This window comes from Micromonospora chokoriensis, from assembly GCF_000718555.1.
GTDB lineage: Bacteria > Actinomycetota > Actinomycetes > Mycobacteriales > Micromonosporaceae > Micromonospora > Micromonospora chokoriensis_B.
Window position 1 is genome coordinate 59,398 of record NZ_JOAN01000018.1, and the last position, 20,986, is coordinate 80,383.

The window sequence follows — 20,986 nt, forward strand, 5'->3', positions numbered from 1 at the left end:
GCGATAGTTATATCAGCATCGCCTTATTTAAGCCAAGGCTGATAGTCCGATGAGCTTGTCGAGTCGGATCGGCAGGTCCCGGATCCGTACGCCGGTCGCGTGGTGCACCGCGTTGGCGACCGCCGCCGCGGCGCCGACGATGCCGATCTCGCCGATGCCCTTCACGCCGGCCGGGTTCAGCTCGTCGTCGCGCTCGTCCAGCCAGTACGCCTCGATGGACTCCACGTCCGCGCAGCCGGTGATGTGGTAGGTGGCCAGGTCGTGGTTGACCCAGTCGCCGTACCGCTCGTCGAGCAGGCCCTCCTCGTGCAGCGCCATCGACAGCCCCATCGTCATCCCGCCGATGAGCTGGCTGCGTGCCGTCGTCGGGTTCACCACCCGCCCCGCCGCGAACACCCCGAGCATCCGGTTGAGCCGCACCTCGCCGGTGTCCGCGTCGACCCGCACCTCGACGAACTGCGCCCCGTACGCGTACCGGGGCCGGGTGGGCTGCCCGCCCACCTCGTCGGCGGTGTCCGCCTCGGCGGTCACCTCGACATCCGGCGGTACGCCCTCGCGCAGTTTCCCGCGCAGCGCCCCAGCGGCGCGGATCACCGCCCAGCTCCAGCTGGCGGTGCCCATCGAGCCGCCGGCCAGCGAAGCCGTCGGCAGGTCGGTGTCCCCGATCCGGATCTCCACCCGCTCGGGTGGCACCCCGAGCGCGTCGGCGGCCACCTGCCACACCGCCGTCCGGGCGCCGGTGCCGATGTCGGTGGCGTTGATCCGGACCAGGAAGCTGCCGTCGGGCCGGGCGGTGGCCGTGGCCGACGACGGCCGGGCGCGGGCCGGATAGCTCGACCCGGCCACCCCCGTGCCGATCAGCCAGCGCCCGTCGCGCCGAGCCCGGGGCGTCGGGTCCCGGCCCGCCCAGCCGAACCGCCGCGCGCCCTCGCGCAGGCAGGCCACCAGGTTTCGGCTGGTGAACGGGCGTCCCAGGTCGGGGTCGACAGCCGTGTCGTTGCGGATCCGCAGCTCCACCGGGTCGATACCGACGGCGATGGCCAGCTCGTCCAGCGCGGACTCCAGGGCGTACGAGCCGGGGCACTCACCCGGCGCGCGCATCCAGGCCGGGGTGGGCACGTCGAGGCGGACCAGTCGGTGCGTGGTGCGTCGGTGGGGTGCGGCGTACATGCTGCGGGTGTAGACGGCGGTCTGCTCGGCGAACTCGCGGGTGGTCGAGGTCTGGCTGATCGCGTCGTGGCAGATCGCGGTGAGTCGCCCGTCGGCGTCGGCGGCGAGGCGGACCCGTTGGATGGTGGGAGTGCGGTAGGCGACCGGCCCGAACAGTTGCTGGCGGGTCAGCGCCAGCTTGACCGGTCGGTCCACGTGCCGGGCGGCGAGGGCCGCCAGCACCACCGACGCCTTGGCGAAACCCTTGGCGCCGAAGCCACCGCCGACGTGCTCGGTGATCACCCGGACCGACTCCGGGGGCAGCGCGAACAGCTCGGCCAGCGTGGCGCGTACCGGTGAGCCGCCCTGGGTGGAGTCGTGCACCAGCAGCTGCCCGTCGCGCCACTGCGCCGTGGTGGCGTGTGGTTCCATCGGGTTGTTGTGGTACGCCGGCGTTCGATAGGTGGCGTCCATCCGCACCGGGGCGGCGGCGTACCCGGCGTCGAAGTCGCCCTCGGCGGTGTCCGTCGGGTAGCTGGGGTTGACGTGGTCCGGCTTGTACAGGCCGGGGTGGTCGTCGGTGAGCACGGTGCTGTGCGGCCCGGCGTCGTAGTCGATCCGGACCAGGCGGGCGCCCTCGCGGGCCGCCTCCAGGCTGGTCGCCACCACCACCGCGACGAACTGCCCCCGGAAGTGCACCGACGGCTCCTGCAACAGCCGCAGGTCCAGGTCCGGGCCGGGCACGAGCCGAGGCGCGTTGCCGTGGTGCAGCACCGCCAGCACGCCGGACGACGCCAGCGCCTGCGTCGTGTCGATCCGGGTGATCCGGCCCCGCACCACAGTCGACGGCACCGCCCAGCCGTAGGTGACCCCGTCCACCGGGTACTCGACGGCGTACCGGGCCGTGCCGGTGACCTTCTCGCGGCCCTCCAACCGGGGGTACGCCCGGCCGACCGCGTCGGTGCTCACGCCGACGCCAGCTCGCTGAGCGCCCGCACGGTGATGGCCCGGGTCAGCGGCAGCTTGAAGCCGTTGTGCCGCAGTGGGCGGGCCTCGGCCAGCTCCGCGTCGGCGGCCCGTGCCGCCAGCTCCGGGCTGAACGGACGACCACGCAGCTCCTGCTCGGCCCGGTACGCCCGCCACGGCCGGTGCGCCACCGCCCCGTACGCCAGCCGCACGTCGCGGACCACGTCACCGTCGAGGTCCAGCACCGCGGCCACCGAGCCGGCGGCGAAGGCGAACGAGGCCCGGTCACGCACCTTGAGGTACGTCGAGCGGCGCGCGGCCGGCAGTGGTGGCAGCCGGACGGCGGTGATCAGCGTGCCCCGGGCCAGCGTGGTCTCCCGTTCCGGGTGGGTGCCGGGGGAGCGGTACAGGTCGGCGATCGGGACGTCGCGGGGGCCGTCGGTGTCGTGCACCTGCACCACGGTGTCGAGGGCGGCCAGCGCGACGGCCAGGTCGGACGGGTGGGTGGCCACGCACTGCTCGGACCAGTCCAGCACCGCCAGGTCGCGGTTCTGGCCATGCAAGGCGGCGCAACCACTGCCCGGCTCCCGTTTGTTGCACGCCTTTGTGGTGTCCTGGAAGTAGACGCAGCGGGTGCGCTGCAACAGGTTGCCGCCGGTGGTGGCCATGTTGCGCAGCTGCCCGGACGCGGCGGCGAGCAGAGCGCGGGCCAGCACCGGGTAGTCGCGGCGCACCACCGGGTGGGCGGCGAGGTCGCTGTTGCGCACTGTCGCGCCGATCCGCAGCCCACCGTCGGGCAACTCCTCGACGGTGTCCAGCGGGAGCCGGACCACGTCCACCAGCACCTCGGGGCGCTGCACCCCGAGCTTCATCAGGTCCACCAGGTTCGTCCCACCGCCCAGGTACGCGGCGCGCGGCTCGGCCGCCAGCACGGCGACGGCGTCGGCCACGTCGGCGGGCCGGTGGTAGCGGAACGCTCTCACGCCGCTGCCGTCTCGCGGACGGCCGCGACGATGTGCGGGTACGCGGCACAGCGGCACAGGTTGCCGGCCATCCGCTCGCGGATCTCCACGTCGGTCAGCTCGGCGGGCGCGTTCAGATCGTCGGTCAACGCGCTGGGCCAACCCATGGAGACCTCGTCGAGCATGCCGCGGGCGGAGCAGAGTTGCCCGGGGGTGCAGTAGCCGCATTGGAACGCGTCGTGCGCGATGAACGCGGCCTGCAACGGGGACAGCTCGCCGGGCCCGGCGAGTCCCTCGACGGTGAGCACCGACTGGCCGTCCACCGTGACCGCGAAGACCAGGCAGCTCTTCACCCGGCGACCGTCCAGCAGCACGGTGCAGGAGCCGCACTGGCCGTGGTCGCAGCCCTTCTTCGCCCCGGTCAGGTCGAGGTGCTCGCGCAGCGCGTCGAGCAGGGTGGTGCGGTTGTCCAGGGTCACTTCACGCGACGCGCCGTTGACCTCAAACGCCACCCGGGACGAGTAAGGCTCATCGGTCGTCGTCGCGTTCTCCGGTCCGCCCTGCACCGGCCCAGACTAGCTTTGTCGGTATATCTCAGGGCGAATAACGCAAAGCCGTTCGTACGGGAGGTGATGCGGTGACCGCCGGTCTGCTGCTGGCCGCCGGCGCCGGGCGGCGCTACGGCCGGCCGAAGGCGCTTGTCGAGTTGGACGGAGAGCCGCTGGTGCGGCGCGGGATCCGGCTGCTGCGCGACGGCGGATGCGCACCCGTGCACGTGGTGCTCGGCGCGGGCGCCGACGAGGTGCCCGCCCTGTCCGGCGCGGTGCCGATCCTTCACGACCGCTGGCCCGATGGGCTGGGCTCGTCGCTGCTGCGTGGCCTGGCTTCGCTGCCGGCCGCCGTGCCGGCCGCCGTCGTGGTCCTCGTCGACCAGCCGTTGCTCAGCCCGGTCGCGGTGCGGCGGGTGCGCACGGCGTACGCCGACGGCGCGGTCGTCGCCGTCGCCACCTACGCCGGCCGGCGGGGGCACCCGATCCTGCTGGGCCGGCAGACCTGGGCGCTGCTGACCGGGTACGCCGTCGGCGACCGAGGCGCTCGTGACCTGCTGCGTGACCGGCCGGACCTGGTGGTCGAGGTGTCCTGTGACGACGTCGGCTCCCCGGTCGACGTGGACACCCCGGCCGACCTGCTTCGACTGCGTCCGGTCAGCGACGGGTGAGCCACCGGGGCAGCCCCTCGCTGGTCACCGCGTGATAGGTGATCATGACGATGACGCCGATCAGGCCCAGCAGCGGATTGACGAACCAGCCGAGCAGGCCGCTGAGCCCGTACAGGATCAAGCCGGTGACCGGTCGCAGCCGCTGCGTCCGCACGTACTCGGGACTGACCCCGCGCCGAAGCAGCGCCGGGTGTCGGTGCAGGTAGCCGAAGAACACCAGCCAGGGTGCCGACATCAACGCCGCGGCCAGCGCGTACAGGGCGACGGCGGCGCGTTGGTCGTCGGTGTCGCCATGGGTGAACGCCGACGCCAGCACCGCGGTGGGAAAGGGGATGATCACCGCGCCGAAGAGGACGCCGAGGTTGATCCAACTCAGCGCGAGCGTGGTGCCGCGGATCAGCCGCAGCAGCGCGTGATGGTTGAGCCAGAGCACCCCGACATAGACGAAGGACACCACGAAGGCGAGGTACGAGGCGCCCTCGTCGAGCAGGCCGGTCAGCAACTCGCCCTCGTGGCCCTCCGGCACCCGCAGGTCGATGACCAGCAACGTGATGACGATGGCGAAGACGCCGTCGCTGAAGGCCGTCATCCGGTCGGTGCCGGACACCCGCCCCCGGGGATCGGTCTGCTCGACCTCGTCGGGTGCTGCGGCCATTGCCGCAGGCTAGCCACTCGGCAACACCGTCGGTGGCGGTTTCGCCCGATCGGGACGGGAACGGCCGCCCGGGGTCGACACCCCGGGCGGCCGCTCGCACCGCAGGTGTTCAGGCCACCGGCGTCGCGGTGCCGGTCGTGCGGGCGATCCGCTGGTGGGCCCGGATCAACTCGGCGTAGCGCAGACCGCTCGCCTTCACCGTCCGGCGCTGGGTGGCGTAGTCGACGTGCACCAGCCCGAAGCGCTTGTCGTAGCCGTACGCCCACTCGAAGTTGTCCAGCAGAGACCAGACGAAGTAGCCGTCCAGGGGAACCCCCCGGGCCACCGCCGACGCGCACGCGGCCAGGTGCTGCTCCAGATGGTCGGTGCGCTCCTTGTCCTGCACCGTGCCGTCCGGGGTGACCTCGTCCGGCCATGCCGAGCCGCTCTCGGTGACGATGATCCGGCCCGGCCGGTACTCCTCGTGCACGTCGACGAGTAGCCGCTCCAGGCCCGCCGGGTACATCTCCCAGCCCATCGCGGTCTCCACCGAGCCGGGCACCGGCACCTGCCGGGCGTACGGGGCCGCGCCGGTCGGGTCGTCGACCACGAGCTGACGGAAGTAGTAGTTCACCCCGAGGAAGTCCGTCGGCGTGGCGATCACCGTCAGGTCGTCGCCGCGTACCGGCGGCTCGACCCCGTAGGTGGCGATCATGTCGGCGGGGTAGCCACGCCCGTGGATCGGGTCCAGCCACCACCTGTTGACGTGCCCGTCCGCCCGGCGGGCCGCCGCGACATCCTCGGGTCGGTCGGTCGCCGCCTCGATCGGACTGAGGTTGACCACCAGCCCCACCGAGGCCGGCCGGGCGGCGTTGGCGCGGATCGCCTGGGTGGCCAGGCCGTGCCCGAGCAGCACGTGGTGCGAGGCGTGCACCGCGCGGGTCAGGTCGCGCTCGCCGGGGGCCATGTTCCCCTCCAGGTGCCCGATCCAGCACACGCAGAGCGGCTCGTTGACGGTGCACCAGTCGGCGACCCGGTCACCGAGGCGGGCGGCCACCACCGCCGCGTACTCGGCGAACGCCTCGGCGGTGGCGCGCTGCGGCCAGCCGCCGGAGTCCTGCAGGGCCTGCGGCAGATCCCAGTGGTAGAGCGTCACGAACGGCCGGATCCCGTCGGTGAGCAACGTGTCGACGAGCCGATCGTAGAAGTCCAGCCCGGCGGCGTTGACCCGCCCGACGCCGTCGGGCATGACCCGGGGCCAGGCCACCGAGAAACGGTACGCGTCCACGCCGAGTCGGCGCAGCAGCGCCAGGTCCTCCGGCCACCGGTGGTAGTGGTCGCACGCCACCGCGCCGGTGTCGCCGTTGTCGACGTTGCCGGGGGTCGCCGAGAAGGTGTCCCAGATGGACGGCGCCCGGCCGTCGACGTCGACGGCCCCCTCGATCTGGTACGCCGCGGTGGCGACACCCCAGAGGAAGTCGGGTGGCAGCTTGGACAGGTCGGGCACGGGACGGTTCTCCTCTGGGGTTGGATGACTCACTTGACCGCGCCGGCGGTGAGGCCGGCGACGAAGTAGCGCTGCAGGGCCAGGAACCCGACGACGACCGGGATGCTGACCACCAGCGAGGCGGCCATGATCTGGTTCCAGTAGACGTTGAACTGGGTGGAGTAGCCCTGCAGGCCGACGGCCAGGGTGCGGCTGCCCTCGTCGGTCATCACCGACGCGAAGAGGACCTCACCCCAGGCGGTCATGAACGCGTACACGGTGACCGCTACGACACCGGGCACGGCGGCCGGCAGGATGACCTGGAACAGGGTGCGCAGCGGCCCGGCGCCGTCGACCTGCGCCGCCTCGTCCAACCCTCGCGGGATCGAGTCGAAGTAGCCGACCAACATCCAGATCGAGAACGGCAACGAGAAGGTCAGGTACGTGATGATCAGGCCGGTACGGCTGGCGTACAGCTCGATGCCGGTGGCGTTGCCCAGGTTGACGTAGATGAGGAACAGCGGCAGCAGGAAAAGGATGCCGGGGAACATCTGCGTGGACAGCACCGTCACCGAGAAGACACCCCGACCGCGGAAGCGGTACCGGCTGACCGCGAACGCGGCGAAGATGGCCACCGCCACCGAGCAGATCGCCGCGATGCTGGACACCACGAGGCTGTTCACCAGGTACCGGGCCAGCGGCACGGTGCTCCACATGTCGATGAACGGTTGCAGGGTGGGTCGGCTGGGCCACCAGGTGAAGCCGTTCTGCACGTCCTGCAACGGCTTCGCCGCCGAGGTGACCATCACGTAGAGCGGGACGACGACGAAGAGGGTGAGCAGGGTCAGCACGATGCGCCGGCCCCAGCGTTCACCGGCGGTCTCACGCATGGTCGTCCCTCCGACGGTTGGTGATCAGCAGGTACGCGGCCGAGACGACAAGCAGGAACAGCAGTAGCGCCACCGACATCGCCGACCCGGAGCCGAAGTCCCAGGTCTTGAAGGAGCTGCGGTAGATGTGGATGGAGATGAGGTCGGCCTGCTCCGGCGCGGAGCCGCCGAAGAGCACGAACGGGGTGTTGAAGTCGTTGAACGTCCACAGGAACAGCACCAGCAGCAGCACCAGGTTGACCGGCCGCAGCATCGGCAGGGTGACCGAGCGCAGCCGGCGCCAGAACCCGGCGCCGTCGATCGCGGCGGCCTCGTACAGCTCGCCGGGCACGTTCTGCAGCCCGGCCATCAGGCAGAGGAACGCGAACGGCCAGTTGCGCCACACGGACACCACCAGCAGCGACCAGAAGCTGTTGTCGCCGATCAACCAGAACGGCCGATCGTTCAGCAGCCCGAGCTGGTCGACGAGCACGTGGTTGACCAGGCCGGTGTCGCGTTGCAGCAGGAAACTCCAGGTGATCACCGCGGCGTAGACGGGCAGGGCGTACGGGGTGAGGAACAGCGCCCGCAGGATCGCTCGTCCTCGAAACGGCTTCTGCAACACGACCGCCGCCGAGATGCCGAGCAGCCAGGCGAATCCGACCGAGAGCAGGCTGTAGGCCAGGGTGACCCAGAACGAGTGCAGCAGTTCCTTGCCGGCGGCGCTGTTCAGATCCAGCGTCGCCCGATAGTTCTCCAGCCCGATGAAGGGCGCGGTGGACCAGTCGCGGATGTGGAACTGGGTCAGCTCCAGCAGGCTCATCCAGACCCCGACCACCATGGGGATCACGTGGATGGCGAGTTCCAGCACGACGGCCGGTGCGAGCAGCAGATACGGCAGGAGTGAGCGGCGTGGGCCGCGGGGCCGGCGGACCGGCCCCCGGGCCGGCGACCCGGCCCGGGGTTCGCGCCGGTCGGCGTCCGGCGCGGTGGTGCTGGTTGCCATCGGGGTCCTCTCGGAGGCGGTGGCCGTGGCCGGGCTCAGCACCCGACCACGGCCACCGGTGACGCCTGGGTCAGCGCATCTTCTGCTGCGCGTCGGTCAGCTTGGCCTTCACCGACTCCTCGGTGACCGGCTTGCCGCTGGCCGCGTCGGCGAACAACTCCTTCATCGCGGTGCCGACCAGGGTCTCGAAGGTGCTCTCCTCCGGCACCTGTGGCAGCGGGGCCGCGGTGGTGACCAGGGTCTCCTGGATGGTCTTCTGCTCGGTGGCGCTGAACGCCGGGTCGGAGGCCGCGGTCTTCACCGCCGGCAGCGAGCCGTACGTCTTGTTGAGGATCGTCTGCTCCTCGTCGCTGGTCATGAACTTCACGAAGCTCAGCGCGCCGTCCTTGTTCTTGGTGTGCTTGAAGACCGCCATGTTGATCCCGGCGACCATGCTGTTGACCTTCTTGCCGCCGGCCGGCGGGCTGGCCAGGAACGGCACCGGGGCCACCCCGTACGCGTCGGCGGGCATGTTCTGCGTCTTCAGGTTCGAGCCGGCGGACTGCCAGAGCAGCATGGCGGCCTTGCCGTTGGCGAAGTCGGAGACCGACTGGTTCTGCGCGTACTCGGCGTTGCTCGGGTTGGTGATCTTGTCGGCGGCCATGAAGTCGATGTACCGCTTGATCGCCGAGACGTTCTGCGGGGTGTCGAAGGTCGGCTTGCCGGCCGAGTCGAACCACTCGCCGCCGTACTGCTGGCTGAAGGTGAAGGCGTGGTGGGCGTTCTCCGACGGGTTGGCCCCCTCGATCGCCAGGCCCCACTTGCCGCCGGTGCTCAGCTTCTTGCCGTACTCGGCGAGCTGCTCCCAGGTGGTCGGCGGCGCGGTGATGCCGGCGTCGGCGAACGACTTCTTGTTGTAGTACAGGCTGTACGCCATGCTGTAGAGCGGCACGGCGGCGGGCGGCTTGCCGGGGGCGCCGGCGGCGGCGAGCGCGGCGGGCACGATCCGGTCCTTGCCACCGACGGCCTGCAGAGCGGCATCGTCGAACTCGACGAGCGCGCCGGTGGCCTGCAACGACGCCGACCAGGTGTTGCCGATGTTGACCACGTCTGGGCCCTTGCCGGAGGCGGCGGCCGCGAGCAGCCGGTTGAGCAGGTCCGACCAGGGGACCACCTCGACGCTGACCTTGATCCCGGTCTGCTTCTCGAACTTGTCCAGCTCGGGCTGGAGGATGGTCTTGTCGGCCTCCAGGCTGGGGCCCTGGTTGCTGGCCCAGTAGGTGAGCGTCTTGGGTGCGGAGGCGGAGTCGTCGCCGGAGCCGCCACAGGCGGTCAACGAGGCGGCGGCCAGTACGGCGGCGGTGAATATCCCGAGGTGTCGTCTCGACACGGTCAGCCCTTCCGGTGCGTGGTGGGGGTCCGCCGACCTCCGTCGCCGATAGGGGTTGAAGGCGACGGGCGGCCGGCTGCGGACAGGGATCGGGGGTGCGCCGTCGGGGTCCGTCGGCGTTTCCCGGGAGTTACATCACGGCTTAATTTATGTCGTCATTAAAGTTGCTGGCCGGTGGGTCGTCAAGCACGAGGCGGTTACAGTCGCCTCGAACGGCCGACAGGAACGAGGTGACGAGTGGAGCTGGCGCGTGCCACCAACCGCAGCGTGCGGCTGCGCAACCGGTCCGCCCTGCTGACCAAGCTCTTCCTGGACGGCCCGCTCACCCGGCAGGACCTGGTGCGCAGCACCGGGCTGAGCCAGCCCGCGGTCAGCAACGTGGTGGCCGACATGATCGACGAGGGGCTGGTCGCCGAGGCCGGGGCCGCCGAGTCCGACGGCGGCCGACCCAGCATGCTGCTGCGGATCGCGCACCGCTTCGCCTTCGTGATCGGTGTGGACGTCGGCGAGACCCGGGTCCGGGTGGAGCTGTTCGACTTCGCGATGACCCTGCTGGCCAGCGGCGAGTACCCGCTCGACCCGGCCCGAACCGAGCCCGACCTGGTGGCCGGGCACGTGCTGGCCGGCATCGACGCGGTCACCGGGTCGGCCGGGGTGGCCCCCGCCGACGTGCTCGGCGTCGGCATCGGCGTCTCCGGCGTGGTCGAGCAGGGCGCCGAGGCCGTCGTGCACGCCCAGGCCCTCGGCTGGGACCGGGTGCCGCTGGAGCGCCTGATCGGCGCCGGCACCGACCTGCCGCTGCATATCGACAACGGCGCGAAGACCCTCGGCCAGGCCGAGATGTGGTTCGGCGCTGGTCGAGGCGCCCGGCACGCCGTCTTCGCGCTTGTCGGCTCGGGGGTCGGCGCGTCGGTGGTCACCAACGGCGCCACCTACCGGGGCGCGTCCAGCAGCGCGGGGGAGTGGGGGCACACCACCCTGGTGTACGGCGGGCGGGCGTGCCGGTGCGGCGCGCGCGGCTGCCTCGAGGCGTACGTGGGGGCGGAGGCGATCATCGACCGCTACCGGGAGGCCCGCCGGGGTCGACCGGTGCCGGGCGAGGACGAGGAGTCCCAGATCGCCGCGCTGGTCGCCGCCGCCGAGACCTCGACCACCGCCCGCCGCGTGCTCGACGACACCGCCGGCTACCTCGGCGCCGGGGTGGCCAACCTGATCAACCTGTTCAACCCGGAGCGCGTGGTGCTCGGCGGCTGGGCGGCGATGGCCCTGGGTGACCTGCTGCCGGCCGTCCGGGAGGCCGCCGGCCGGCAGGCGCTGCGCCAGCCGTACGAGCAGGCGTCGATCGAGCTGTGCCGCCTCGGCGTGGACGCGGTGGCGCTGGGCGCGGCCACTCTCCCGATCGCCCGCTTCCTCACCGAAGGCGGCCTCCGCCGCTAGTCCCTCTTTGTTGATCAAGAGGTTTGCGTCAGGAATCGCGCTCGTCGTGACGCAAACCTCTTGATCATCGCGGGTGGGCGCGACCGGCGGCGGCTGCGGCGAATTACACAAAAAGAATTCTCGGGATAAATAACGAAGTTATAGATCGATGTCTTGACGCCGCCGCAATCTCGCCGCAACACTCCTACGAGAGCGCTCTCCGGCCCGCGGCGTCGCATCGGCGGCACCACCCACGGCACCACGGGGCGAGCCCGATCCCACCCCTCGCGGCATCCGTAACCCCCTATCGACAGGCGATGTCATGACATCTCGTGCAACATCCGTACGCCCGCGTCCCCGACGGGTCGTCCGGCACCTGCTCGTCGGGCTCACCGTGGCCCTGGTCGCGGCGCTCACCCCGACCGGCGCCATCACGCCCGCGCAGGCCGCGCCCACCCTGCTGTCCCAGGGCCGCCCCGCCACCGCCTCGTCCACCGAGAACGCCGGCACGCCGGCCTCCGCCGCCGTCGACGGCAACACCGGCACCCGCTGGGCCAGCGCGTTCAGCGACCCACAGTGGCTCCAGGTCGACCTGGGCGCCCGCGCCACCATCAGCCAGGTCAACCTGCTCTGGGAGGGCGCCTACGGCCGGGCCTTCCAGCTGCAGACCTCCGACGACGGTGCCACCTGGACGACGATCTACTCGACCACCACCGGCACCGGCGGCACCCAGAACCTCACCGTCACCGGCGCTGGCCGCTACGTACGGATGAACGGCACCGCCCGGGGCACCGGCTACGGCTACTCGCTATGGGAGTTCCAGGTCTACGGCGAGACCGGCGGCACCACGCCGACCTGCGGCAGCACCAACGTCGCGCAGGGCAGCCCGGCGACCGCCTCGTCCACCCAGGACGCCGGCCTCGCGGCGTCCGCCGCCGTCGACGGCAACCCGGGCACCCGCTGGGCCAGCGCCGCCAGCGACCCGCAGTGGCTGCGCGTCGACCTCGGCAGCACCCGCACCATCTGCCGGGTGGTGCTCACCTGGGAGGCCGCGTACGCCCGGGCCTTCCAGCTCCAGACCTCGGCCGACGGATCCACCTGGACCACGATCTACTCCACCACCACGGCCACCGGCGGCACGCAGTCCCTCACCGTCACCGGCAGCGGTCGCTACCTGCGGGTCTACGGCACCGTCCGGGGCACCGCCTACGGCTACTCGCTCTGGGAGTTGGCGGTGAACACCACCGGCGGCACCAGCGAGCCTCCAGTGACGCCGACCGACCCGTACAACCCCAACCTGGGGTCGAACACGTTCGTCTTCGACCCGAGCACGCCGACGTCGACCATCCAGAGTCGACTGAACACCCTCTTCACCCAGCAGGAGACCAACCAGTTCGGCCCGCAGCGCTACGCGGTGCTGTTCAAGCCCGGCACCTACACCGCCGACGTCAACCTCGGCTTCTTCACCCAGGTCGCCGGGCTCGGCATGAGCCCGGACGACGTCAACCTCAACGGCCATGTCCGCACCGAGGCGTTCTGGTTCGGCGGCAACGCCACCCAGAACTTCTGGCGGGCCGCCGAGAACCTCTCGGTCACCCTGCCCGCCGGTCAGACCGTGGAGCGCTGGGCGGTGTCCCAGGCCGCGCCGTACCGGCGGATGCACCTGCGCGGCGCGCAGAACCAGATCCAGCTCTGGAACGGCGGCGACGGCTGGTCCAGTGGCGGCCTGATGGCCGACACCCGCGTCGACGGCCTGGTCGTCTCCGGCTCGCAGCAGCAGTGGTACTCCCGCAACAGCGAGTTCGGCAACGGCTGGACCGGCTCGGTGTGGAACATGGTCTTCCAGGGCGTCAACGGCGCACCCGCGCCGAGCTTCCCCAACCCGTCGCACACCGTCATCGCGCAGACCCCGCAGGTACGCGAGAAGCCGTTCCTCTACGTCGACGGCACCGGTGAGTACCGGGTCTTCGTGCCGGCGCTGCGCACCAACTCCACCGGCACCAGCTGGTACAACAAGACCCCGGCCGGGTCGTCCATCTCGCTGTCGCAGTTCTTCGTCGTCCAGCCCGGCACCAGCGCCGCCACCATCAACGCGGCCCTGGCCCAGGGGCGGCACCTGCTCTTCACCCCGGGCGTGCACCACGTCACCGAGCCGATCCAGGTCAACCGGGCCGACACCGTCGTCCTCGGCCTCGGCCTGGCCACCATCCAGGCCGACAACGGCGCGGTGGGGATGCGCGTCGCCGACGTGGACGGCGTGAAGGTGGCCGGCATCATGTTCGAGGCCGGCACGACGAACTCGCCGGTGCTCATGGAGGTCGGGCCGTCCGGCTCGTCCGCGAGCCACGCCACCAACCCGACCTCGCTGCACGACGTGTTCTTCCGCATCGGCGGGCCGCACGTCGGCAAGGCCACCAACACGCTGACCGTCAACAGCGACAACGTGATCGGCGACCACATGTGGCTGTGGCGGGCCGACCACGCGGCGGAGGGCGTGCCGACCGGGTGGACGCTGAACACCGCCGACACCGGGCTCACCGTCAACGGCGACAACGTCACCATGTACGGCCTCTTCGTCGAGCACTACCAGAAGTACCAGACCATCTGGAACGGCAACGGCGGGCGCACGTACTTCTACCAGAACGAACTGCCCTACGACGTACCGAACCAGGCGGCCTGGATGAACGGGTCGACCCGGGGGTACGCCGCGTACAAGGTCGCCGACTCGGTGACCACTCACCAGGCGTGGGGGCTGGGCAGCTACAGCTACTTCAACGTCAACCCCGCAGTGGTCGAGGAGCGCTCCTTCGAGGTGCCCACCAACCCGAACGTGCGCTTCACGAACATGGTCACCGTCTCGCTCGGTGGCGTCGGCACCATCAATCGGGTGATCAACAACGCCGGTGGCACCGCGAACGCGGCCAACCAGACGGTGTACCTGACCACCTACCCCTGACCGGGGCGCCCGCGCCGGCCCGGTCGTAGCACCGACCGGATTGGCGCGGGCCGCCACCGTGGGCCGAGCCGGCCCGGTCCCGCCGAGACCGGGCCGGCCTCGGTCGCGTGCCGTCTCAACCGGCCAGCACCTCGGCCGCCGCCCGCTCACCGGCGCGCACCGCGCCTTCCAGATAGCCACTCCAGCGGGTGGCCGTCTCGGTGCCCGCCCAGTGCACCCGCCCCACCGGTGCCCGTAGGTGCGGACCGTACGTCCGCCAGGTGCCCGGAGTGAGCGCACCGGAGAAACAGCCCCGGGCCCACTCCTCGGCCGACCAGTCGTACTCGACGAGGTCCACCGGGTCTTCGGCGCGCGGCCCGACCACGTTGGCGAACGCCTCCAGCAGGCATCGCCGACGCTGTGCGGGGGACATGCCGCGCAGCGCGGCGGCGTCCGCGGCGTAGCTGAATCCGGTCAGGACCCCGAGCGGGGAGGTCGGGGTGGAGTTGTCGACCGTCTCGGTGAGCGGACCGGCGTTGCAGGTGGCGACGCCGGAGTGCCCGTCGGCACGCCAGAACGGCTCCGGGTAGACGGCGTGCACCTTCAGCGCCGAGCCCATCGGCATTCGTTGGGTGAGCCCGTCGCGCAGCGGTGGCAGCGGTGGGTCGTACCGGATCCGGCCGGCCAGTGCCGGGGCCAGCGCGACCACCACGGCGTCGCCATCGACGCGCCCGGTGTCGGTCCACGCCGTCACGCCGTCGACCCTCTGTTCGATGGCCCGCACCGGCGTGGCCAGCGTCAGCGTCCCCGGCGGCAGCGCGGAGGCCATCCGCTCGGCGAGCGCCGCGGGGCCGCCCACGATCCGGTCCTGCTGCGCGCCGCCGGCCATCCGCAGCAACGGCCCGGTCCCGCCGCCGCTGCGCAGGTAGAACAGCAGGTGCAACAGGGACAGCTCATCCGCGCCGGTGGCCAGCAGCCCTCCGGCGAGCAGTCGTCCCAGGTAGTCGGCGGTGTCGTCGTCCCCAGCCGTGGTGGCGAGCCAGCCGCCGAGGGTCGTCCGGTCCCAGCGCGCGGCCTGCGGCATCTGCCAGGGGGCGGCCGGGTCCAGTTGTGCGGCGTACTCGTCGAGCAGGCCGAGCACCCGGCCGACCTGGGCTGGTGGCTCGGCCCGGCGCTGACCGGCCCAGAGCAGGGTGGGCGTGCCGACCGATGCCGAGGCGAAGGTGCCCAGTCCGTGCTCGGCGACCAGCGCGTACATCCGGTCCTGGGTCGGGCCGATCCACTGCGCGCCCAGGTCGAGTTGGGTGAGTTCGGGCAGCCACCGGGTCAGCACCCGGCCGCCCACCCGGTCGCGGGCCTCCAACAACCGCACCCGAGCACCGGCACGGGTGAGCGCCTGCGCGGCGGCCAGGCCGGAAAAGCCGGCGCCGACCACGACCACCCGGATGCCGTCGGTCACGGCGCCGCTTACCCGCAACCGCCGAGCGCATGACTCCCGGTGTGACCGGGCCTGCGGCGCGTGGATCGTGCGTTTGCGGTGGGTCTGGCGGGGAACCCGGGACGCCCGGCCGGGGTCCACCTGCGGCCGTAGCAGCGGATGGAGGCGGCCATGGCGTACCGTCCGGCGATCGTCGACACCGTGCCCGACCTGACCACGCTCACGCTCGGTGTGGAGGAGGAGTTCCTGCTGCTCGACCCGGACAGCGGCCGGAACCTGCCAGTGGCCGACCAGGTGCTGGGCGCGCTGCGCGGCCCCGCCCGGGAGCAGAGCCGCCAGGAGTTCCGGCACAGCATGGTGGAGATGGTCACCCCGGTCTGCGCCGACCTCACCGAACTGCGCGCGCACCTGGTGACACTGCGCCGCAGCGCCATCAACGCCGCCACGGCGGCCGGGGCACGGCTGGTGGCGGTCGGCGCCACGCCGGTGGCCGAGCCGCACCGGACGGTGCCCGACGAACCGCGCTACCACGCCATGTCCCGCCGGTACGGGCCGGTCGCGCACGACCCGGCGGTGTGCGGCTGTCACGTGCACGTCGGGCTGCCCGACCGGGAGCTGGCCGTGCAGGTCTGCAACCACCTGCGGGTGTGGCTGCCGGTGGTGCAGGCGATCACCACCAACTCGCCGCTGCACGACGGGTACGACACCGGGCACGCCAGTTGGCGCTCGATGCAGTTGGAACGCTGGCCCAGCATCGGCCCGACTCCGTACTTCGGCTCCGCCGCCGACTACGACCGCACGGTCGACGAGCTGATCGCCGCCGGCATCATGCTCGACGCCGCGATGGTCTACTGGTACGCACGGCCGTCGTCGGCGTACCCGACGGTGGAGGTGCGCGTCGGTGACGTCTGCACCGAGGTGGACGACGCCGTGCTGGTCGCCGCGCTTGTCCGGTCGTTGGTGGCCACCCTCGCCGACGACGTACGCGCCGGGGTGACCGCACCGAACGTCCGGGACTGCCTGGTCGCGGCGGCGCACTGGCGGGCCGCCCACGACGGTCTCGACGGCGAGCTGATCGACCTGCGTGCCGGTGGCACCCGGCCCGCCTGGGTGCTCGTCGACGAGCTGATGGCGGTGATCGCCCCGGCTCTGCTGCGCCACGGCGACCTGGGGTACGTGTTGGCGCAGCTCGCCCGGCTGCGCCGCGACGGCACCGGCGCCACCCGGCAGCGGCGGGTGCTGGAGCGCGCCGGGGACCTGCGCGCGGTCCTCGACGACCTGATCGTCCGTACGGCCGCAGCCTGAGCGACGCCCGCCCCGGTGGGCGGTTCAGCGGATGTCGTGCGTCTGCAGCCACAGCTCCAGCAGGCCGAGCTGCCAGAGCTTGTTGCTACCGGCCGCGGCCTGCGCCCGGTCCGGCTCGGCGAGCAGCTCTGCCACGTACTCCGGACGGAACAGCCCCCGCTCGCGCGCGGCTGGCGCCTGCAACGCCTCGGCGACCAGCTCGCGCACCGGGCCGTCCACGTTGCGCAGCGCCGGCACCGGGAAGTAGCCCTTGGGACGGTCGACCACCTCGGCGGGCAGCACGCCCCGGGCGACCTCCTTGAGCACTCCCTTGCCGCCCTGGGCGACCTTGTGCTCCGGTGGGCAGTGCGCGGCCAGGGTGACCAGGTCCTGGTCGAGGAAGGGCGTGCGCACCTCCAGACCCCACGCCATGCTCATGCTGTCCACCCGCTTGACCGGGTCGTCGGGGAGCATCAGGTGGGTGTCCAGGCGCAGTACGGCGTCCAGCGCGGTCTGCGCCCCGGGCGCGGCGAGGTGCCCGGTGAGCAGGTCCCGGCTGGCGTCGTGCTCCAGCGCGTACGCCGGGCCGACGACGCGGCGCAGCTCGTCGTGGTCGCGGTCGAAGAACGCGGCGGCGAACGTCTCGGCAGCGCTGTGCCGGGGCGCCTCGGTGAGCGGCTGGTGGTAGCCGTAGCCGGCGAACACCTCGTCGGCGCCCTGCCCCGACTGGGCCACCTTCACGTGTTGCGCCACCTGCTCGGAGAGCAGGTGGAAGGCGACCACGTCGTGGCTGCCCATCGGCTCGGTCATCGCCAGCACGGCCCGGCGTACGGCGGGCACCAGGTCGTCGTTGGCCAGTCGGATCCGGTGGTGGTCGGTGTCGTACACGCGGGCCACCAGGTCGGAGTAGTGGAACTCGTCGCCGGATTCGCCGTCGCGGCTGTCGAAGCCGATGCTGAACGTGCGCAGGTGTTGCTGGCCGGCCTCGGCGAGCAACGCCACGATGAGGCTGGAGTCCAGGCCGCCGGAGAGCAGCACCCCCACCGGCACGTCGGCGACCAGCCGTCGGCGTACCGCCGCGCGCAGCGCGTCGCCGATCGCGGCCCGCCAGTCGGCGGCGTCCATCCTCGCGTCGGCGGGCTCCCGCACGTAGTCGGGTCGCCAGTAGACCTCCTCGCGGCTGCGTCCGTCCGCCTCGATCACCCGCAGGGTGGCCGGCGGCAGCTTGCGCACACCGCGCAGTACCGTCCGCGGCGCGGGCACGATGGAGTGCCAGGACAGGTAGTGGTGCAGCGCCACCGGGTCGATGCCGGTGTCGACGTCGCCAGCCCGCAACAGCGCGGGCAGTGTGGAGGCGAACCGGAGCCGCCCCGGTGTCTCGGCGAGGTAGAGCGGTTTGATGCCGAGCCGGTCGCGGGCCAGGATCAGTCGCCGCCGGGCCCGGTCGACCAGCCCAATCGCGAACATGCCGACCAGGTGGTCGACGAAACGTTCACCCCAGTGGGCGTACGCCACCAGGATCACCTCGGTGTCGCTTGTGGAGTGGAAGACGTACCCGGCGTGGCGCAGCTCCTCGCGCAGCTGCGGGTAGTTGTAGATGCAGCCGTTGAAGACCAGCGCCAGGCCCAGGTCGTCGCGGACCATCGGTTGCCCGCCCGCCTCGGACAGGTCGATGATGGTCAGCCGGCGGTGCCCGAGGGCCACCCAGCCGTCGGCGAGCAGGCCCTCGGCGTCCGGGCCGCGTGAGCGCATCGCCTCGGTCATCCGGTTGACCGCCGCCACGTCGGGCGCGCGGCCGTCGAATCGCGCCTCCCCGCTGATCCCGCACATCAGCCGGGCCTCCTGTCGCCTCGCCCCGGCCGGTGTCGGCCGGTCCCGTCGACCGGACGGGGGCCGCTGGCTACCCGCGCGGGCGGCGGGCAAACCCGTCAGGCGCGCAGGGTACGCAGGATGCGGGCCAGCTCGGCGCGGTCGGCGTCGTTGAGGTGGCCGAAGAAGCGGTCCGCCTCGGCCCGCCGGGCGGCCCGGATGGCGGTGCTGACGCGGCCGCCCTCCTCGGTGAGCGCGACCAGGGTCGCCCGTCGGTCGGCCGGGTCGGGTCGGCGCTCGACCAGCCCACGGCTCTGGAGGTCGTCGACGACCTCGGTCGCCGAGCGGGGGGCGATGCGCAGGTGCTCGGCGAGGGTGCCGGGGCGTACCTCGCCGTGGCGGGCCAGCACGCCGAGGGCCCGGGACTGGCTGGGGGTGATGTCCCAGGGCGCCAGCGAATCCCGTGCCTGCCGGCGCAGACGGGACGCGACAGCCCAGAACGTCTCCGCCAGGCTCTCGTCGTCAGCACTGTCGGCGGTGTGCTCGATCACCGGAATACGGTAGCAGGCGATGCGGTTGTTCCCTCATGATGAGGTAACCTCAGCATTGCTCCCAACGAAAGGTAGTGCCTCCTTGGAACCCACCCCCATGGGCCGCGACCGCGGCCACCGCACCCTCACCGCCGAAGAGAAGACCCAGGCCCGGCAGGTGTCGCTGCGCCGCATCGGCCGCCTCTTCACCCCGCACCGGCCCGCGCTGGCCGCCGTCACCGCGATCATTGTGATCTCCTCGATCGTCGCGATGGCCACCCCGTTCCTGCTGCGTACCGTGATCGACCGGGCCCTGCCGCAGGGCGACGTGACGCTGCTGGTCTGGCTGGTCCTCGGCATGGTCGCCGTCGCGGCGGTGACCTCCGCCCTCGGCGTCGTGCAGACCTGGATCTCCACCCAGGTCGGCCAGCGGGTCATGCACCGGCTGCGCACCGACGTCTTCAGTCACCTCCAGCGTCAGTCGCTCGGCTTCTTCACCCGCACCCGCACCGGCGAGGTGCAGTCCCGGATCACCAACGACATCGGCGGCATGCAGTCGGTGGTCACCTCCACCGCCACCGCCGTCGCGGCCAACCTCACCACAGTGGTCGCCACCGCGGTCGCCATGGTCGCACTCTCCTGGCAGCTCTCCCTGGTCTCGCTCGTGGTGCTGCCGCCGGCCATCTGGCTGACCCGACGGGTCGCCCGGATGCGCCGCGAGATCACCGCCCAGCGGCAGCGCGAACTCGCCGACCTCAACGTCACCGTCGAGGAGGGGCTCTCGATCAGCGGCGTACAGCTGGCCAAGACCCTCGGCACCGGCCCCGCGCTGATCGACAGGTTCACCGCCTCCTCGGAGCGCCTGGTCGACCTGGAGCTGCGCAGCGAGCTAGCCGGGCGCTGGCGGATGGCCTCGATGAGCATCATCTTCGCCGCCGTACCGGCGGTCATCTACCTCGCCGCCGGGCTGCCGGGCACCGCCGGCACGCTGAGCATCGGCACCCTGGTCGCCTTCACGGCCCTGCAGGGTGGCCTGTTCCGGCCGCTGATGGGGCTGCTCAACGTGGGTGTCTCGCTCACCGCGTCGCTGGCGCTCTTCGCCCGGATCTTCGAATACCTCGACCTGCCGGTCGACGTGGCCGACCCCACCGAGCCGATCAACCTCGACCCCACCCGGGTACGCGGGCACCTGCGCCTGGAGGACGTCACCTTCGGCTACCCGGGCAGCGACACCGCCGCCCTCGCCGGGATCACCCTCGACGTGCCCGCCGGCACCAGCCTCGCCCTGGTCGGCGAGACCGGCTCCGGCAAGAGCACCCTCGCCGGGCTGGTCAGCAGACTGCACGACCCGACCGCCGGCCGGATCACCGTCGACGGCGTCGACCTGCGCGACCTGCGCCTGGCCGACCTGGCCACGATCGTCGGCGTGGTCAGCCAGGAGACGTACCTGCTGCACACCACCGTCCGGGAGAACCTGCGCTACGCCCGGCCGGAGGCCACCGACACCGAGATCGAGGACGCCGCCCGCGCCGCCCAGATCCACGACCTCATCGCCGGGCTGCCCGACGGCTACGACACCATGGTCGGCTCGCGCGGCCACCGCTTCTCCGGCGGGGAGAAGCAGCGCCTCGCCATCGCCCGTACGCTGCTGCGCGACCCGCGCATCCTGGTCCTCGACGAGGCCACCAGCGCACTGGACACCGAGACCGAACGGGCCGTGCAGCGCGCGTTTGACGTGCTCGCCGAGGGGCGAACCACGATCACCATCGCGCACCGGCTCTCCACGGTCCGCGACGCCGACCAGATCGCGGTGCTCGACCACGGCCGCATCGTCGAGGCCGGCACCCACGACAGCCTGCTGAACCGCAACGGCCGCTACGCCACGCTGGCGGCCTGAACTCCGGCTCACAACCG

At 71.8% G+C, this 20,986-nt stretch carries 16 protein-coding genes; 5 read left to right on the forward strand and 11 right to left on the reverse strand.

Going from position 1 to position 20,986, the window contains the following annotated elements; all coding sequences use genetic code 11:
* Positions 1-27 precede the first annotated feature (27 nt).
* Genes IF46_RS0123575 through IF46_RS0123585 form a run of 3 tightly spaced genes read right to left on the reverse strand, consistent with a single transcriptional unit; the run spans position 28 to position 3,589 of the window.
* Entirely contained in the window at positions 28-2,118 is a 2,091-nt protein-coding gene (locus IF46_RS0123575; protein WP_030490550.1) for a xanthine dehydrogenase family protein molybdopterin-binding subunit, read from the reverse strand.
* Positions 2,115-3,098, reverse strand: coding sequence for an FAD binding domain-containing protein (locus IF46_RS0123580; protein ID WP_030490551.1), 984 nt, complete (start codon positions 3,096-3,098; stop codon positions 2,115-2,117). The genes IF46_RS0123575 and IF46_RS0123580 overlap by 4 nt, the downstream gene beginning before the upstream one ends.
* Positions 3,095-3,589, reverse strand: a complete 495-nt coding sequence (locus IF46_RS0123585) for a 2Fe-2S iron-sulfur cluster-binding protein (protein WP_036393040.1) — start codon at positions 3,587-3,589, stop codon at positions 3,095-3,097. The genes IF46_RS0123580 and IF46_RS0123585 overlap by 4 nt, the downstream gene beginning before the upstream one ends.
* Before the next feature lie 125 nt (positions 3,590-3,714).
* Here IF46_RS0123585 and IF46_RS0123590 point away from each other — a divergent pair, with 125 nt between their 5' ends.
* Entirely contained in the window at positions 3,715-4,296 is a 582-nt protein-coding gene (locus IF46_RS0123590) for a nucleotidyltransferase family protein (RefSeq protein ID WP_030490553.1), read from the forward strand.
* Here IF46_RS0123590 and IF46_RS0123595 read toward each other — a convergent pair.
* The 5 genes from IF46_RS0123595 to IF46_RS0123615 all read right to left on the reverse strand — a co-directional run bounded on the left by IF46_RS0123595 (position 4,283) and on the right by IF46_RS0123615 (position 9,660).
* On the reverse strand, positions 4,283-4,951 hold the full coding sequence (locus IF46_RS0123595; protein ID WP_030490554.1) for a TMEM175 family protein: 669 nt from the start codon (positions 4,949-4,951) through the stop codon (positions 4,283-4,285). The genes IF46_RS0123590 and IF46_RS0123595 overlap by 14 nt on opposite strands.
* 109 nt (positions 4,952-5,060) lie before the next feature.
* Positions 5,061-6,437, reverse strand: coding sequence for a GH1 family beta-glucosidase (locus IF46_RS0123600; protein ID WP_030490555.1), 1,377 nt, complete (start codon positions 6,435-6,437; stop codon positions 5,061-5,063).
* 29 nt (positions 6,438-6,466) lie between these two features.
* Positions 6,467-7,306, reverse strand: a complete 840-nt coding sequence (locus tag IF46_RS0123605; RefSeq protein WP_030490556.1) for a carbohydrate ABC transporter permease — start codon at positions 7,304-7,306, stop codon at positions 6,467-6,469.
* Positions 7,299-8,291 carry a carbohydrate ABC transporter permease gene (locus IF46_RS0123610; protein ID WP_030490557.1) on the reverse strand — a complete coding sequence of 331 codons (993 nt, stop codon included), beginning with the start codon at positions 8,289-8,291 and terminating at the stop codon, positions 7,299-7,301. The genes IF46_RS0123605 and IF46_RS0123610 overlap by 8 nt, the downstream gene beginning before the upstream one ends.
* Positions 8,292-8,361: 70 nt before the next feature.
* Positions 8,362-9,660 (reverse strand): ABC transporter substrate-binding protein, encoded by a 1,299-nt coding sequence (locus IF46_RS0123615; RefSeq protein ID WP_030490558.1) that lies wholly within the window; start codon positions 9,658-9,660, stop codon positions 8,362-8,364.
* A 237-nt stretch (positions 9,661-9,897) separates the two neighbouring features.
* Here IF46_RS0123615 and IF46_RS0123620 point away from each other — a divergent pair, with 237 nt between their 5' ends.
* Both IF46_RS0123620 and IF46_RS0123625 read left to right on the forward strand, forming a co-directional pair.
* On the forward strand, positions 9,898-11,097 hold the full coding sequence (locus tag IF46_RS0123620) for an ROK family transcriptional regulator (protein ID WP_030490559.1): 1,200 nt from the start codon (positions 9,898-9,900) through the stop codon (positions 11,095-11,097).
* Between the two features lie 301 nt (positions 11,098-11,398).
* Complete coding sequence (locus tag IF46_RS0123625) at positions 11,399-14,032, forward strand: discoidin domain-containing protein (RefSeq protein ID WP_030490560.1); 2,634 nt, start codon at positions 11,399-11,401, stop codon at positions 14,030-14,032.
* A 115-nt stretch (positions 14,033-14,147) separates the two neighbouring features.
* Here the strand turns inward: IF46_RS0123625 and IF46_RS0123630 are convergent, their stop codons facing one another.
* Positions 14,148-15,470, reverse strand: coding sequence for a flavin monoamine oxidase family protein (locus IF46_RS0123630; protein ID WP_030490561.1), 1,323 nt, complete (start codon positions 15,468-15,470; stop codon positions 14,148-14,150).
* 150 nt (positions 15,471-15,620) lie between these two features.
* Between IF46_RS0123630 and IF46_RS0123635 the strand changes: the two genes are divergently transcribed.
* Positions 15,621-16,754 carry a carboxylate-amine ligase gene (locus tag IF46_RS0123635; RefSeq protein WP_030490562.1) on the forward strand — a complete coding sequence of 378 codons (1,134 nt, stop codon included), beginning with the start codon at positions 15,621-15,623 and terminating at the stop codon, positions 16,752-16,754.
* 24 nt (positions 16,755-16,778) lie between these two features.
* On the opposite strand, the gene IF46_RS0123640 is transcribed toward IF46_RS0123635, so the two are convergent.
* Positions 16,779-18,563, reverse strand: coding sequence for an N-acetylglutaminylglutamine amidotransferase (locus IF46_RS0123640; RefSeq protein WP_030490563.1), 1,785 nt, complete (start codon positions 18,561-18,563; stop codon positions 16,779-16,781).
* Between the two features lie 98 nt (positions 18,564-18,661).
* On the reverse strand, positions 18,662-19,093 hold the full coding sequence (locus IF46_RS0123645; RefSeq protein ID WP_232234136.1) for a MarR family winged helix-turn-helix transcriptional regulator: 432 nt from the start codon (positions 19,091-19,093) through the stop codon (positions 18,662-18,664).
* A gap of 97 nt (positions 19,094-19,190) precedes the next feature.
* On the opposite strand from IF46_RS0123645, the gene IF46_RS0123650 reads away from it, so the two are divergent.
* Positions 19,191-20,969, forward strand: a complete 1,779-nt coding sequence (locus IF46_RS0123650; RefSeq protein ID WP_198041518.1) for an ABC transporter ATP-binding protein — start codon at positions 19,191-19,193, stop codon at positions 20,967-20,969.
* The last annotated feature ends 17 nt before the right edge of the window (positions 20,970-20,986 follow it).

Bases quoted from the DNA above. Each gene is read 5' to 3' on its own strand.
- IF46_RS0123635 (WP_030490562.1), top strand. From the start codon at position 15,621: ATGGCGTACCGTCCGGCGATCGTCGACACCGTGCCCGACCTGACCACG.
- IF46_RS0123605 (WP_030490556.1), bottom strand. From the start codon at position 7,306: ATGCGTGAGACCGCCGGTGAACGCTGGGGCCGGCGCATCGTGCTGACC.
- IF46_RS0123640 (WP_030490563.1), bottom strand. From the start codon at position 18,563: ATGTGCGGGATCAGCGGGGAGGCGCGATTCGACGGCCGCGCGCCCGAC.
- IF46_RS0123650 (WP_198041518.1), top strand. From the start codon at position 19,191: ATGGGCCGCGACCGCGGCCACCGCACCCTCACCGCCGAAGAGAAGACC.
- IF46_RS0123610 (WP_030490557.1), bottom strand. From the start codon at position 8,291: ATGGCAACCAGCACCACCGCGCCGGACGCCGACCGGCGCGAACCCCGG.
- IF46_RS0123595 (WP_030490554.1), bottom strand. From the start codon at position 4,951: ATGGCCGCAGCACCCGACGAGGTCGAGCAGACCGATCCCCGGGGGCGG.
- IF46_RS0123625 (WP_030490560.1), top strand. From the start codon at position 11,399: ATGACATCTCGTGCAACATCCGTACGCCCGCGTCCCCGACGGGTCGTC.